Source organism: Amycolatopsis sp. NPDC114478, from assembly GCF_055633805.1.
The window spans coordinates 110,925-124,213 of the sequence record NZ_JBVKDO010000001.1; the positions used below are offsets into that span (position 1 = coordinate 110,925).

Annotated in this window: 12 protein-coding genes; 8 read left to right on the top strand and 4 right to left on the bottom strand. The window is 70.9% G+C overall.

What is annotated here, in order from left to right; all coding sequences use genetic code 11:
* The first annotated feature begins 17 nt into the window (after window positions 1-17).
* Window positions 18-218, top strand: a complete 201-nt coding sequence (locus ACZ7OH_RS00540) for a hypothetical protein (protein WP_470278909.1) — start codon at window positions 18-20, stop codon at window positions 216-218.
* Window positions 219-256: 38 nt separating this feature from the next.
* On the opposite strand, the gene ACZ7OH_RS00545 is transcribed toward ACZ7OH_RS00540, so the two are convergent.
* Entirely contained in the window at window positions 257-604 is a 348-nt protein-coding gene (locus tag ACZ7OH_RS00545) for a nuclear transport factor 2 family protein (protein WP_470278910.1), read from the bottom strand.
* 56 nt (window positions 605-660) lie between these two features.
* On the opposite strand from ACZ7OH_RS00545, the gene ACZ7OH_RS00550 reads away from it, so the two are divergent.
* Window positions 661-1,500 (top strand): MerR family transcriptional regulator, encoded by an 840-nt coding sequence (locus tag ACZ7OH_RS00550; protein WP_470278911.1) that lies wholly within the window; start codon window positions 661-663, stop codon window positions 1,498-1,500.
* Window positions 1,501-1,844: 344 nt separating this feature from the next.
* On the opposite strand, the gene ACZ7OH_RS00555 is transcribed toward ACZ7OH_RS00550, so the two are convergent.
* The gene (locus ACZ7OH_RS00555) at window positions 1,845-2,591 is read right to left on the bottom strand and encodes a FadR/GntR family transcriptional regulator (RefSeq protein ID WP_470278912.1); all 747 of its coding nucleotides are present in this window, start codon (window positions 2,589-2,591) and stop codon (window positions 1,845-1,847) included.
* A 229-nt stretch (window positions 2,592-2,820) separates the two neighbouring features.
* Between ACZ7OH_RS00555 and ACZ7OH_RS00560 the strand changes: the two genes are divergently transcribed.
* From ACZ7OH_RS00560 to ACZ7OH_RS00585, 6 genes are all read left to right on the top strand, one after another.
* Window positions 2,821-4,188 (top strand): type 2 periplasmic-binding domain-containing protein, encoded by a 1,368-nt coding sequence (locus ACZ7OH_RS00560; RefSeq protein WP_470278913.1) that lies wholly within the window; start codon window positions 2,821-2,823, stop codon window positions 4,186-4,188.
* Window positions 4,185-5,090 carry a carbohydrate ABC transporter permease gene (locus tag ACZ7OH_RS00565; protein ID WP_470278914.1) on the top strand — a complete coding sequence of 302 codons (906 nt, stop codon included), beginning with the start codon at window positions 4,185-4,187 and terminating at the stop codon, window positions 5,088-5,090. The genes ACZ7OH_RS00560 and ACZ7OH_RS00565 overlap by 4 nt, the downstream gene beginning before the upstream one ends.
* Entirely contained in the window at window positions 5,080-6,012 is a 933-nt protein-coding gene (locus ACZ7OH_RS00570) for a carbohydrate ABC transporter permease (protein WP_470278915.1), read from the top strand. Before ACZ7OH_RS00565 ends, ACZ7OH_RS00570 begins: the two co-directional genes overlap by 11 nt.
* A gap of 3 nt (window positions 6,013-6,015) precedes the next feature.
* Window positions 6,016-7,941, top strand: coding sequence for a DUF8034 domain-containing protein (locus ACZ7OH_RS00575; RefSeq protein WP_470278916.1), 1,926 nt, complete (start codon window positions 6,016-6,018; stop codon window positions 7,939-7,941).
* 42 nt (window positions 7,942-7,983) lie between these two features.
* The gene (locus ACZ7OH_RS00580) at window positions 7,984-9,939 is read left to right on the top strand and encodes a right-handed parallel beta-helix repeat-containing protein (RefSeq protein WP_470278917.1); all 1,956 of its coding nucleotides are present in this window, start codon (window positions 7,984-7,986) and stop codon (window positions 9,937-9,939) included.
* Between the two features lie 96 nt (window positions 9,940-10,035).
* Window positions 10,036-10,752: a FadR/GntR family transcriptional regulator gene (locus ACZ7OH_RS00585; protein ID WP_470278918.1), complete on the top strand. Its 717-nt coding sequence runs from the start codon at window positions 10,036-10,038 to the stop codon at window positions 10,750-10,752.
* A gap of 18 nt (window positions 10,753-10,770) precedes the next feature.
* Here the strand turns inward: ACZ7OH_RS00585 and ACZ7OH_RS00590 are convergent, their stop codons facing one another.
* Both ACZ7OH_RS00590 and ACZ7OH_RS00595 read right to left on the bottom strand, forming a co-directional pair.
* Window positions 10,771-11,796 carry an ABC transporter permease gene (locus tag ACZ7OH_RS00590; RefSeq protein WP_400908624.1) on the bottom strand — a complete coding sequence of 342 codons (1,026 nt, stop codon included), beginning with the start codon at window positions 11,794-11,796 and terminating at the stop codon, window positions 10,771-10,773.
* Complete coding sequence (locus ACZ7OH_RS00595) at window positions 11,789-13,288, bottom strand: sugar ABC transporter ATP-binding protein (RefSeq protein WP_470278919.1); 1,500 nt, start codon at window positions 13,286-13,288, stop codon at window positions 11,789-11,791. The genes ACZ7OH_RS00590 and ACZ7OH_RS00595 overlap by 8 nt, the downstream gene beginning before the upstream one ends.
* Window position 13,289 lies beyond the last annotated feature (1 nt).

Sequence of the window (13,289 nt, forward strand, 5' to 3'; positions counted from 1 at the left end):
CTCAGCTGCCGCCCGCGGTGCCGGGGTTCATCGGCCGTCAGGACGAGCTCGCGGCACTCGACGTCGCCGCCGAGGACCCGGACGCGAGTGCCGTCATCGCGGTTTGCGGCACGGCGGGCGTCGGAAAGACAGCGCTGGGCCTACCGGGGCGACGCGCCGACACGGCTTGGAGCGGGTGGATTCTCGAGCTGGCCGATCCGGCCGGCGGAAACAGCTGACGTCCGCGAGCACCGGAGCGGCTTCGCTCGTCAGGTGGTCACGGCTCGATCACCAGCTCGGCGATGCGATCACCCTCCAGGGTGAACCGGAACCGCAGATCGACGACTCCGCCGGGGAAGTCGCCCTCGAGGTGGTGCACAGCCACGTAGTGCTCGTCGTCGACGCGGTGGGCCGCGACGAGCGTCGTGGTGTAGGTGTACTGGCTCGCTGCCCGGGCGAGCCAGTCGCGGATCTCCTGCTTGCCGCGGTGGGTCCGGCCCTCGTCGGTGACGACGGCGTCCTCGGTGTAGCAAGCCAGTGCCGGGTCCAGGTCGCGGGCCTGGTGGGCGGTCAGGTAGCCGGTGATCACCGCGGGCAGCTCGTGGGTGTCGATCGCTTCACTCATGACGACCACCGTGGGGTCTCTCCCGGGGAGAGGGTCAAGCGGTGCACAGTGGGGGAGTGTTCCGTGGATTGACGATCGGCGACTTCGCGCAGCTGACGCACCTGAGCGTGCGGCCCCTGCGCCGGTACCACGAGTCCGGGTTGCTGGAGCCCGCCTCGGTCGACCCCGCCAGCGGCTACCGGTACTACACCGCCGACCAGATCCCCACCGCCCAGGTCATCCACCGGCTGCGGGAGCTGGACGTGCCGCTGGCCGACGTGGCCAAGATCCTCGCGACCGAGGACGCGGCGGAGCGGGCGGACCTGGCCGGCGGGCACCTGCGGCGGCTGGAGGCGGAACTGGAACGGACCCGGGCCGCGGTGGTCTCGCTGCGGCGGTTGCTGCGTCCCGGCGACGACGAGCTTCACGTCGAGCTCCGCTCGGTGCCGGCGAAGACGGTCGCCGCCGTCGAGGGTGTCGTCGACCACGACGACGTGCTGGTCTGGTACGCCGAGGCGATGGCCGAGCTCGACGCCGCGGTCGCCGGCCTGCCGTCGCTCGGCCCGCCGGGTGGCCGCTACGCCAACGAGCTGTTCACCGGCGGCCGGGGCGCGGTCCTCGTCCACCGGCCCGTCGGCGATCCGCCGTCGCGCGGCCGGGTGCGGCCCGTGCACCTCCCGGCCGCCGAACTCGCCGTCGTCGTCCACCCCGGGCCCCACCACGACATCGACGTCACCTACGGCCGGCTCGGCGCCTGGGTGGTCGAGCACGCCCTCACCGTGGCCGGCCCCGTGCACGAGACGTACCTCGCCGGCCCGCGCGACGACCCGGACCCGGCGACCTGGCGGACCGAGATCGGCTGGCCGGTGTTCCGGCTCTCGCCCCCACCGGGGCGCCGTGCGGCGGAACCGGCCTGAGGGCGCGAGCAGCCGGGGATCGTGCGCGAGGATGCGGCGCTGGAGATCGGTCAGCGCGGGAGAGGGGTCGACGCCGGCCTGCTCGACCAGCTCGTGCCGGGCTCGCCGGAGCGCGTGCAGTGCGTCCGCCACTGCCGCGTGCCCGTCCCGGGCCAACCGGCGAAACCGGACCACGTCGACCTTTTCCGGTTCCAGCAGCACGTACCCCGGCGTCCGGGTGCGGATCAGGGAGGCGACCGGCGGCAGCGCGCGGCGCAGCCGTGTTGCGCCGTGGGTGAGGAAGCACCGGCCCGGTGCGGGGATACGCCGGTGGTCCGAACAGAGCAGCCGGTCAGGTGATCGCGTCAGCCGAAAACGCGTCGCTGGATTTCGCGGCGGTAGTCCTCCAGCGTGTTGTCCAGGTGCACCGCGGCGGCCTCGGCGGCCGCTTCCGGGTCGCCGTCCCGGATGGCCGCGTAGATCGCCGCGTGCTCTTCGACCGCCTCCGCGGCGTGCCCGCCGACCGTGCCGTGGAGGCCGATCGTGCTGGACTGGTGCTGCAGGCGCCGGACTTCGCGCACGGCGGCCAGGAGGAACTGGTTGTGGGACGCCGCGGCGATCCCGAGGTGGAAGTCTTCGTCCCCGCGGTCGAACAGCGGCGCTTCGCCGGTCAAGTGCCCCTGACGGCAGGTTTCCGCGGCCGCCTCGATCGCGCGGAGCTCGACCGGGGTGGCCCGGGTGGCGGCCAGCCTGCTCGCGGTCATCTCCTGGACGCGGCGGAACTCGAACAGCATGTAGACGTGGTCCAGATCGGTCGGCAGGAAGAAGCCCGACCACCGGGCCGAGCCGAGCATCCCCTCGTCGTCGGCCACGTAGAGGCCGCGCCCCTTCTGGGCGCGCACCCGTCCGATGGCGGACAGGATCTTGATCGCCTCGCGCACCACGGTCCGCGAAGCACCGAGCCGGGCGGCGAGCTCGTTCTCCGTCGGCATGCGGTCGCCGGCCCGCAGCCGCAGCTCGGCGATCAGCGTGAGGATCTGCTCGGCGACGCGTTCGTACCCCGGCCGGTAGGCGGCCTCCTGGGGCGGCCCGGGCTCGTGCGTCTCGTCCACCCGGTTGTCTCCTTCGTCCGCGGCTCGGTGCCGTGAACCCTACATCTGCCCGACCCCGGCAACAATGTGTAGTACTTATTTTCCCGCACCAGAACTCTTGACGAAGACGTCTCGGCCAGCTGTGATGGGTCCCGATAGAGGCCGCTCGCAGCAATGTGTACGACACATACGACGTGCCGTCGCCTCGTCAGGTGCGACCTGCGGGTGCCACGATGAAGTGGAGTTCCTCATGACAGTTCATGTGCGAGCCACCGGAGTCAGCGGATCGTCGGGGCGCCGCAAGCGGTACGCGGGGCTGGTCCTCGGCGTCGCGGCCGTCCTCGCCGCGGTCACGGCCTGCGGCAACGGCGGGAGCGGCAGCGGCGCCCAGGGCGGGTTCCAGCCGGTGCCGCAGACGGGCGGGAAGATCACCGTCTGGGTCGATTCCACGCGGCTGCCCGCGGCCCAGCTCTACCAGAAGCAGCACCCGTCCGTGCCGCTGGACATCGTCACCTACGACGGGGACGCCAACGGCTCGAACTACCTGCAGACCAAGGTGAGCCTGTTCAACCGCACCCGCAGCGGCTGGCCGGACGTCGTGTTCAGCTCGCAGAACAACGAGGTCAGCTGGGCGGTGCCGGCCGGGTTCACGGCGCCGCTGAACAAGGGGCAGATCCCCGACGCCACCCTGAGCGGCTGGACCACCGGGGCCAACGACCCGTGCACGGTCCAGGGCACGCTCTACTGCCTGCGCAACGACCTCGCCCAGACCGTCCTCTGGTACGACGCGCCGCTGATGCGGTCGTGGGGCTACCAGGTGCCGAAAACCTGGGAGGAGTACCAGGCGCTGGGGCAGCGGGTCGCCACCGAGCACCCCGGCTACCTCGTGGGCACGGCCGGCGACAACTTCACCCCGGAGATCTACCTCTGGGCTTCCAAGTGCGGCGCCAACCAGATCACCGGCCCGAAGTCGGTCAAGGTGAACACCACCAGCCCGGAGTGCACCCGGATGGCGGCCCTGCTCGACACGCTCGTCGCGAACAAGACGATGTCCACCAGCAGCGTGTTCAGCTCCGACTTCGCCAAGAACTCCGCGGACAAGGTCCTCATGATGCCCGGGCCGTCCTGGTTCGGCGGTTCGGTGTTCCAGGAGTCGTTCAAGACGCCGGCCGGCAAGATCGCCGCGGCCCCGCTGCCGCAGTGGGCCGGGGACCCGGCCCCGTCCGTCGGCAACGTCGGCGGTGGCACCTGGCTGCTGTCCGCCCACAGCGCCAACCTCAAGGACGCCACCGACTTCCTCACCTGGGTCACCACCTCGGACGACTATCAGGGCAACGTCGCACCCGGGTACCCCGCCCACAAGGCGGCGGCGAAGACCTGGCTGGCGAAGCAGTCATCGAACAAGTACTACGCCGACGACATCGCGGGCCCGCTGCAGACGGCCGCCCCGCAGGTGTGGCCGGGCTGGGGTTACGGCCAGTTCAGCCAGGAGGCGATCTGGGCGGCGACCGTGACCCCGGGGCTGACCGCGGGCAAGACGATCGTCTCGCTGCTCCCCGACTGGCAGAAAGCGATCACGAACTACGCGAAGTCCACCGGGTACGAGGTCAGCCAATGACCACCGTCCGCCCGGCCGGGACCCCCTCGCGGCGGCGGGGGTTCTGGCCGGGGCGGGCCGGGCACCTGTTCGTCGCCGCCTACGTCGTGCTGCTGATCGCGTTCGGTGTCGTTCCCACGGTGTACGCGGTGTACTTCGCCTTCACCGACGCGGGCGACACCTTCGCCGGCCTGTCGAACTTCGTGGACGCGGCCGGCGATTTCCGGTACGTCGACGCCGTCGGGCACGTCGCGCTCTACCTGGTGTTCTGGCTGGTTTCCCTCGTGGTGTTCGTCGTCGGGCTGGCGCTGCTGCTGCACCGCCTGACCTCGAGTGCGGCGAGCAAAGCCCTGCGCTTCCTGTACTACATCCCGGGAGCGCTCGCCGGGGCCGCGAGCGTCATGGTGTGGCTGTTCCTGCTGGACCCGTCGGTGAGCCCGGTGAGCGCGCTGCTGCGCGTGTTCGGGTTCGACACCTTCGGCCAGGTCGTCGCGCCGGACCACCTCCCGGTCCTGTTCACCCTGATCGCCTTCTGGACCGGGGCGGGTGGCTGGATCGTGGTGGTGTACGGCGCGCTGAACAACATTTCGCCCGATCTGCTGGAGGCGGCCCGGATCGACGGCGCGGGCGCGTGGCAGACGGCCTGGCGCATCCAGATCCCGTTGCTGCGCAAGTGGATCGTCTACATGGTCATCCTGGCGTTCGCCGGCGGGACCCAGCTGTTCGTCGAACCGCAGCTGCTGTCGCAGGCGAGCGTCGGCGTGGCGGGCCGCGACTACTCCCTCAACCAGCTGTCCTACGACTTCGCCTTCCAGAACAACAACGTGAACACCGCCGCCGCGATCTCGGTGGAGCTGCTGGTGGTCGGGCTGGTTGTCGCCGGCGTGTTCGTCGCCCGATCGGGGTTCTTCGATGCCGACTGACATCCGCGTACCCGCGCAAGTGGACGAGCCGGTGCGCCGCGCGGCTCCCCGGCAGCGGCGCGGCCGGCGGCTGCCGAACCCGCTCGTGGCCCTGGTGCTCGTGCTGTTCCTCGTCTTCTTCGTGCTCCCGGTGGTTTGGCTCCTGCTGGCAGCTACGAAGACCGACGACCAGCTCGTGCACGGCAACCCCCTGTCCTTCGGGTCGTGGCCCGCGCTGGCGGACAACTGGCACGCGCTCACGTCCTTCCAGGGCAACGCGATCTTCCAGTGGCTGGGCAACTCCGCGGTGTACTCGTTCGTGGCGCTCGCGATCACGTTGTGCGTGGCGATCCCGGCCGGCTACGCCCTCGCGATGACCGAGTTCCGCGGCCGGCGCACGCTGCTGGTCGCGACGCTCGTGGTGATGCTGATGCCGAACGCGACCCTCGTGGTGCCGTTGTTCCTCGAGGTGAACGCGGTGCACCTGATCGGCTCGATGTGGTCGATCATCCTGCCGTACTCGTTCTACCCCTTCGGCGTCTACCTGACCTACATCTACTTCAGCACCGCAGTGCCGCGGGACCTGATCGACGCAGCGAAGCTCGACGGCTGCTCGCAGTTCGGCGTGTTCCGCCACGTCGCGCTGCCGCTGGCCGCGCCGATCGTCGCCCTCGTCGGCTTCTTCAGCTTCGTGGCCAACTGGACCAACTACTTCCTGCCCTACGTCCTGTTGCCGGAAAGCGACCAGTTCCCGGTCCAGGTGGGCCTGGGCACCCTGCTGAACTCGGTGCCGCAGTTCAACCCGACGGTCGGCACCGCGGCGGTGCAGCGGCCGGAACTGGCGCTGGCCACCCTGCTGGCGATCACGCCCGTCCTCGTGGTCTTCCTGTTCTCCCAGCGTTTCCTGGTCGCGGGGATGCTGGCCGGCGCGACCAAGGAGTAGCCGATGTACCCCGCCATCACCGCCTCGGTACCCCTGCTCGAACCACCGGGCTGGGCGATCGCGCAACGCGAGCTGCTCGAGCTGCTCGACCAGGCGTGGCGCCGGTTCGCCCGCGACTTCACCGGCCCGGACGGACGGCTGGCCTACGACGACGGGCTCACCACCCGCGACGGCGTCGACGACTTCTACGAGACGTTCTTCAACTGGCCCCAGCTGTACCTGCTCGGCGGCGCCGACGACCTGCTCGCCGAGTCCGAGCGGCATTGGGAAGGCGTCACCCGGCAGCTGACCGAGCTGGGCATGCTGCACGACGAGTACGAACGCGGCTACGACTGGTTCCACCAGGGCGAAAGCCTGCTGCTGCTGTACTTCCTGTGCATGGCCGCGCCCGGGCGGTGGCGGGAGCGCGCGCTGCGGTTCGCGGAGCTCTACGTCGACCCGGCCCACGGCAACTACGACCCCGGGCACCGCGTCATCCGCCGTCCGCACAACGGCAGCGATCCGGAACGCGAGGGACTCTTCGACGGCGGCTCGTACCCGTGGTTGCCCCGCGAAGCCGCGACGTACGGCTTCCCGCTGGCGTGGCTGCTGCCCGCGGACGCCGAAGAGCCCCCGCGCGACCGCGACCCGCGGCTGGGCGAGCAGATGCGGCGGCGAACGGGAACCGGGGACACCGCGGTCAACCTGGCCGCCGCCGGGCTCGTCTTCAACGCCTTGCTGCTCTCCGGCGAGCAGCGCTACCGCGACTGGCTCGCCGAGTACGTCGGCGCCTGGCGGGAACGCGCGGTGGCCAACGACGGCATCCTCCCCGACAACGTCGCTCCCGACGGGACGGTCGGCGGACTGCTGGAGGGCCGCTGGTACGGCGGGCACTACGGCTGGTCCTGGCCGCACGGCTGGTACAGCGTCGGGCACGCCGCCGTCGTCGCCGCCCTCTCCGCCGCGCTCGCCACGGGCGACGACACGTACACCGACCTGGTGCGCCCGGCACTGGACGAAATGATCGCCCACGGCAAGGTCATGGCGTTCACCGAAGCCGACTCCAGCCTCGCCACGAAGTGGACCGTGCAGTTGCGTGAAGACGTGGACACGCCGACATTGCACGTCCCCTTCCGCTACGACGACCGGGGCTGGTTCGACTACAACCCGATGCTGATGGGCGTCCCGGCCGCGCTGTGGCACCACACGGCCGCGCCGGAGGACCGCGAACGCCTCGAGCGGCTGCGCGCGGCGGGTGGCCACGACTGGCGGACCGTGCGGCCGTTCCGCAGCAAGGAAGAGGCCGGGCACGAGGAGCCGTGGTTCGCCTACCTCGCGGGCGACAACCCGGACTACCCCGAACGCATCCTGGCCGCGGCCCAGGCCCAGGTGCGGCACCGGCTGACCCGCATGGAGCGCTACCGCGGCCGGGCCGTGCCCGAAGCCGACATCCACCTGTGGCAGCAGTCCAACCCCGTGGTCACCGAAGCCCTCGTCCAGCTCACGTGGGGCGCTCCGCAGGTCATCTACAACGGCGGGTTGCAGCAGGCCCGCGTCCGCTACTACGACGCGCAGGCGCGGCGGCCGGGCCTGCCGCCGTCCGTGGCGGCGCTGGTTTCCGGCATCGACCCCGAGGCGACCGTCGTCGAGCTGGTCAACCTCGACCCGCAGGAGCCGCGGTCGGTGGTCGTGCAGGCCGGCGCGTTCGCCGAGCACCACCTCCGCCGCGTCGAGTACAGCGTGTGCGAGGACCCGTCGTGGGTCGGCGGCCTCTACGACTACGGCCACGGCGAACCGGTCGTGACGTCGGCGTCGGCCGACCTCGACGGCCCGTGGCTGCGGGTGGACCTTCCTCGGTCCAGCCGGATCCGGTTGACGCTGCGGATGGTCCTACGCGCCGGCACGCCGTCCTACGCCACCCCGTTCGACGACGGTGACGCAGGCCGCTGACCGAACTCCCCGAATCCCGCACGATCCTCAAGGAGGACGAGCATGCGTCACCCCGTCAAGAAAGCGCTGGCGGCACTGGCCGTCACCGCCGGCGTCACGGCGCTGACCGCCGTCCCGGCGCAGGCAGCCGGGATCCCCGCGTTGACGATCGTGGTGAATCCCCACGGCGGAGAAACCTTGCAGCACGCCCAAAAGCTCGCCCGCACGCTGTCCTCGCTCGCGGACGTCCACGTCGAACTCGCGGGCGGCACCTACCGGCTGAGCACCCCGCTGAAGTTCACCGCCGAGGACTCCGGCCGCAACGGCCACACCATCACCTGGCAGGCCCGCCCCGGGCAGACCCCGGTGCTCTCCGGCGGCCAGGCCGTGACCGGGTGGAAGCTGCACGACCCGGCGGCGAACGTCTTCGTCGCCGACGTGCCGAAGGGCGCCGATTCGCGGCAGCTCTACGTAGACGGCGCTTCGGCTCCCCGGGCGGCGATCACCATCGCGCGGACCGACGTCCAGGTCACCGCCACCGGCCTGACCATCGTAAACCCGGCGCTGGGCTACCTGGCTTCCCTGCCCGCCCGGAACCGGATCGAGGTGGAGAGCCAGAACTCCTTCACCGACCGGTACTCCCCGGTGCAGAGCATCACCGGCACGACGATCACCATGCAGCAGCCGGCGTGGAACAACAACAACTGGGGCTACGACACGCTCGCCCGTCCGTTCGCGGGCGGGACGCTGCTGCTGGAGAATTCGTACTCCTTCCTGCAGACCGGGCAGTGGTACCTCGACCCGGCCGCCGGGAAGCTGTTCTACAAGGCCGCGCCGGGACAGTCCCCGGCCGGCAAGGACGTGGAGCTGCCGCGCCTGACCTCGCTGGTCCAGGTGAGCGGAACCCCCGGCCGGCCGGTCCGCGACCTCGCCTTCCGGGGACTCGGCTTCGAGCACACCACCTGGCTGGAGCCCGGGACGTCGATCGGCTACGCCGACCAGCAGAGCGGCGCGTTCCTCGCCACCGCCTTCCCGCAGCCCGCCGACTTCCTGACGTCGTGCCAGGTCGGCTGCCCCCTGTTCGAGGCGGCGCGCAACAGCTGGCACCAGGTTCCCGCCGCCGTCCAGGTCTCCGCCGCGGACAGCATCGCGTTCGAGGGCAACACGTTCGCCCACCTGGGCCAGGTCGCCCTCGGCATCGGCAACGACGCCGACGCGCACGCGAGCGGCGTCGGCCTCGGCGCGTCCGGCATCTCGGTGCGGCGCAACACCTTCACCGACGACGCCGGTTCCGGCATCGTCGTCGGCGGGGTGCAGCCCGACGCGCACCACCCGGGCAACCCCGCGCTGGCCGACCGGAACGTCACCATCACCGGCAACCTGGTCACGAACGTGGCGCGGGACTACAAGGACATGGCCGGGATCCTGAGCACCTACGTCACCCACGCCGTCATCGAGCACAACGAAGTGTCCGACCTGGCCTACGACGGCATCGACGTCGGCTGGGGCTGGGGCGCCAACGACCCCGGCGGCAGCCAGGACTACCGCGACCGCGGCCTGTACGCCTACCAGCCCGTGTACACGACGCCGACCACGCTGAGGGACACCGTGGTCCGCTACAACCTCGTGCACGGCACGAAGAAGGTCTTCCACGACGGCGGCAGCATCTACAACCTCTCCGCCAACCCCGGCGCGGTCGTCGACCGGAACTACATCTACGACAACCACAACACCGTCGGCCTGTACCTGGACGAAGGATCGCGGTACGTGCGCCTCGCGAACAACGTCATCCAGGACGCCGGGGTCTGGGCGTTCACCAACGCGAGCAGCACCGACAACACCGACGACAGCACTTTCACCGTCAACTGGTACAACACGGGCAGCACGCGGGTCGCGACCGGCGCGCCGCACAACAACGTCCTCGACGGCAACGTCCAGGTCACCGACGGGAACTGGCCGGCCGCCGCGCAGGACGTGATGCGCAACGCGGGCATCGAGACATCACACGTCTCGCCCTGAAATCAGGGGAGAACACGCACGCCGATCAGTTCGTTCGAGAGAGACATCATACGAATGCTAGGCTGACCTCGTTGAGTCCGAGCAACGAGGAGTGCGATGGCGAGGTCGCTGACCGACGAAGCGATCGACCGGATCCGGGAGTTCGTCCGGTCCGGCCGGTTCCCGGCGGGTGCCAAGCTTCCTCCCGAACACGAACTGGCCACCGAGCTGGGGATCTCCCGCAGCCCCACGCGGGAGGCGGTGAAGGCGCTCGCGCTGGCGCGGGTGCTCGAAGTCCGCCGTGGCGACGGCACGTACGTCACCAGCCTCGCGCCGAGCCTGCTTCTGGAAGGCCTCGGCAACGCGGTGGCGCTGATGCGGGACGGCAGCGTCCTGGAACTGACCGAGGTGCGCCGGCTCCTGGAACCCGCGGCGACCGGCCTGGCCGCCACCCGGATCACCGACGCGCAGCTGCGGGACGTGGGCGAGCTGCTGGACGCGATGCACGAAGCGATCGAGGACGTCGAGCGCCTCACGGTGCTCGACGCCGCCTTCCACCGCGCGGTCGTCAGCGCCGCGGGCAACGAGACCCTCACGGCGTTGCTGGACGGGATCTCGTCGCGGACCCTGCGCGCCCGGGTCTGGCGCGGCACGGTCGAGCGCGGCGCGACGCACATCACGCTGTCGCAGCACAAAGCGATCTACGACGCCTTGGCCGACCGCGACCCGGCGGTCGCCACCGCGGCCGCGCTGATGCACGTGGACACCTCGGAACGCTGGCTGCGCGCGCACCTGGCCGACCTCCGCGACCTCGACGGCCGGCCAGGCGCGTGAGAACCTCGGACGACGCCGTCAGGTCTGCCGCTTGCCGCTGGTGATGCGGGACATCACCAGTGCGATGAGGATGATCGCGCCGTTCAGCGCGCCGATCCACTGGGCCGGGACCCCGGCCAGGGTCAGTACGTTCTGGATCATGTACAGCAGCAGGATGCCCGTGAACGCCCCGAACAGCGTGCCCCGGCCGCCGTTCAGGCTCACGCCGCCGATCACCGCCGCGGCGAACACCGTGAAGATGTAGCCGTTGCCCTGCGCCGCGGCCACCGAGGCGAGCCGCCCGGACAGCAGCAGCCCGCCGAGCGCGGCCAGCACGCTCGCGCCGATCAGCACGATCCACACGATCCGGTCGGTCCGGATACCGGCGGCCTTCGCCGCGTCCTCGTTCCCGCCGATCGCGTACAGGCTGCGCCCGAACCGCGTGTAGCCGAGCAGGACGATCCCGCCCGCGAACAACAGCACGCAGACCCAGATCGACGCCGGGATCCCCGCCCACAGCGTGGTGCCGAGGTAGAGCAGCGAATCGGGCAGGCCGAAGAACGTCTGACCGCCGGAGATCCCGGTCAGCAGGCCGCGCAGCACGATCAGCATGCCGAGGGTGACGACGAACCCGCTCAGCCCGAACCGGACGATCAGCAGCGCGTTGAGCGCCCCGACCACCACGCCGACGGCCAGCACCACGGGGACCGCGGTCCAGGACGGCAGCAGCCCGAGGGAATGCCCGCCGCCGACCGTCAGCCAGGCCGCCACGCCGGGCGCGAGCCCGAACGTGGACTCCAGCGAGAGGTCCATCTTGCCGACGACCAGGACCATCGTCTGGGCCAGCACCAGCAGCGCGATCTCCGACATGGTCTGCAGGATGTTGATCACGTTGTCGTACTGGAGGAACACCGGGTTCACCAGCTGGCCGACGACGGCGATCGCGATGATCCCCGGCACGAGCGCGAAGTCGCGCAGGCGGGCCAGGGCGATGCGCCGGGGCGGCCGGGCGGTACCGGGTCCGGTCCGCGGCGGGACGTCCACCGCGACGGGGCTTTCAGGCATCGAGGTCGACTCCTTCCATGGCGGCCACGACCTCGCGGTCCTGCCAGCCGGCGGGGATTTCGGTGGTGAGCCGGCCGTGCACCACGACCAGCAGCCGGTCGCACAGGCGCAGGTCGTCGAGTTCGTCCGAGGCGATCAGCACCGCGGTGCCCGCCGCGGCGGCCTCCGCGACCTTGCCCAGGAGGAACTCCTTCGACCGCACGTCGACCCCGGCCGTGGGGGTGATCAGCACGAGCAGGCGGGGGTCGCCGGCCAGGGCCCGGGCCATGACGACCTTCTGCTGGTTGCCGCCGGACAGCGCGGACACCGGCAGTTCCGGCCCGGGGGTCTTCACCGCCAGCCGCGTGATCAGCTTCCCGGCGACCCGGTCGCGCAGGCCGGACCGGACGAAGATGCCGGGGCCGAGCCGGTCCATGACGCTCATCGTGGTGTTGTCCGCAATGGACATCTCCGGTACGAAACCCTGGTGGTGGCGGTCTTCCGGGACGAAGCCGACCCCCGCGGCCAGCGCGGCCGGGACGTCGCCGGGCCGCGGCCGCCGGTCCCCGACGGAGACCGTGCCGGAGGTGGGTCTGCGCAGCCCGGCCAAAGACTCGGCCAGCTCGGTCTTGCCACTGCCGCCCGACCCGGCCAGCCCGACGATCTCCCCGGGCGCGACGTCGAACGACACGCCGTCGTAGAACGGCGCCAGGCTCAGCTCGTCCACGCGCAGCACGGGTTCGAGGCCGGACCGGGCCGACGACGTCCGCTCCTGCACCGTGACGGCGTTCTCACCGGTCATCGCCGCGATGAGGTCCGCCTTCGGCAGCTCGGCGACCGGCGCGGTGAGGACGTGCCGGGCGTCCCGGTACACCGTGACCGTGTCACAGATCTCGTACACCTCCTGCAGGTGGTGGCTGATGAACAGGAACGTGACGCCTTGGCGCTGCAGCTCGGCGATGTGGCCGAACAGCCGGGTGATGGCGGCCCCGTCGAGCTGCGCGGTCGGCTCGTCGAGGATGACGAACCGGGCGCCGAACGACAGGGCCCGCGCGATCTCGACGAACTGCCGCTGCTCCACGCTCAGCTCGCGGGCCGGCCGGTGCACGTCGACGGCCACCGACCAGCGCTCGAGCAGTTCGGTGGCCGAGCGGCGCAGCGCGGCCCAGCGGACGAACCCGCCGCGGGTCTCCTGCCGGTTCAGGAACAGGTTCTCCGCCACCGACAGCTCGGGGATGATCGTCGACCGCTGGTACACGCACGCCACCCGCGTCCGCCAGCTGTCCCGATCGGACAGTGCCGGCGTTGGTTCCCCGTTCAGCCGCACGGTTCCGGCGTCCGGCTCGGTCAGTCCGGTGAGGACGGACACCAGGGTCGACTTGCCCGCGCCGTTGCGGCCGACGAGCGCGTGCGTCTGTCCGGGTAGGACGGTCAGGTCGGCGTCGTCCAGCGCGACCGTGGCGCCGTAGCGCTTGACCACCTGACGGGCCTCGACGACCGGCACGGTGTTCATG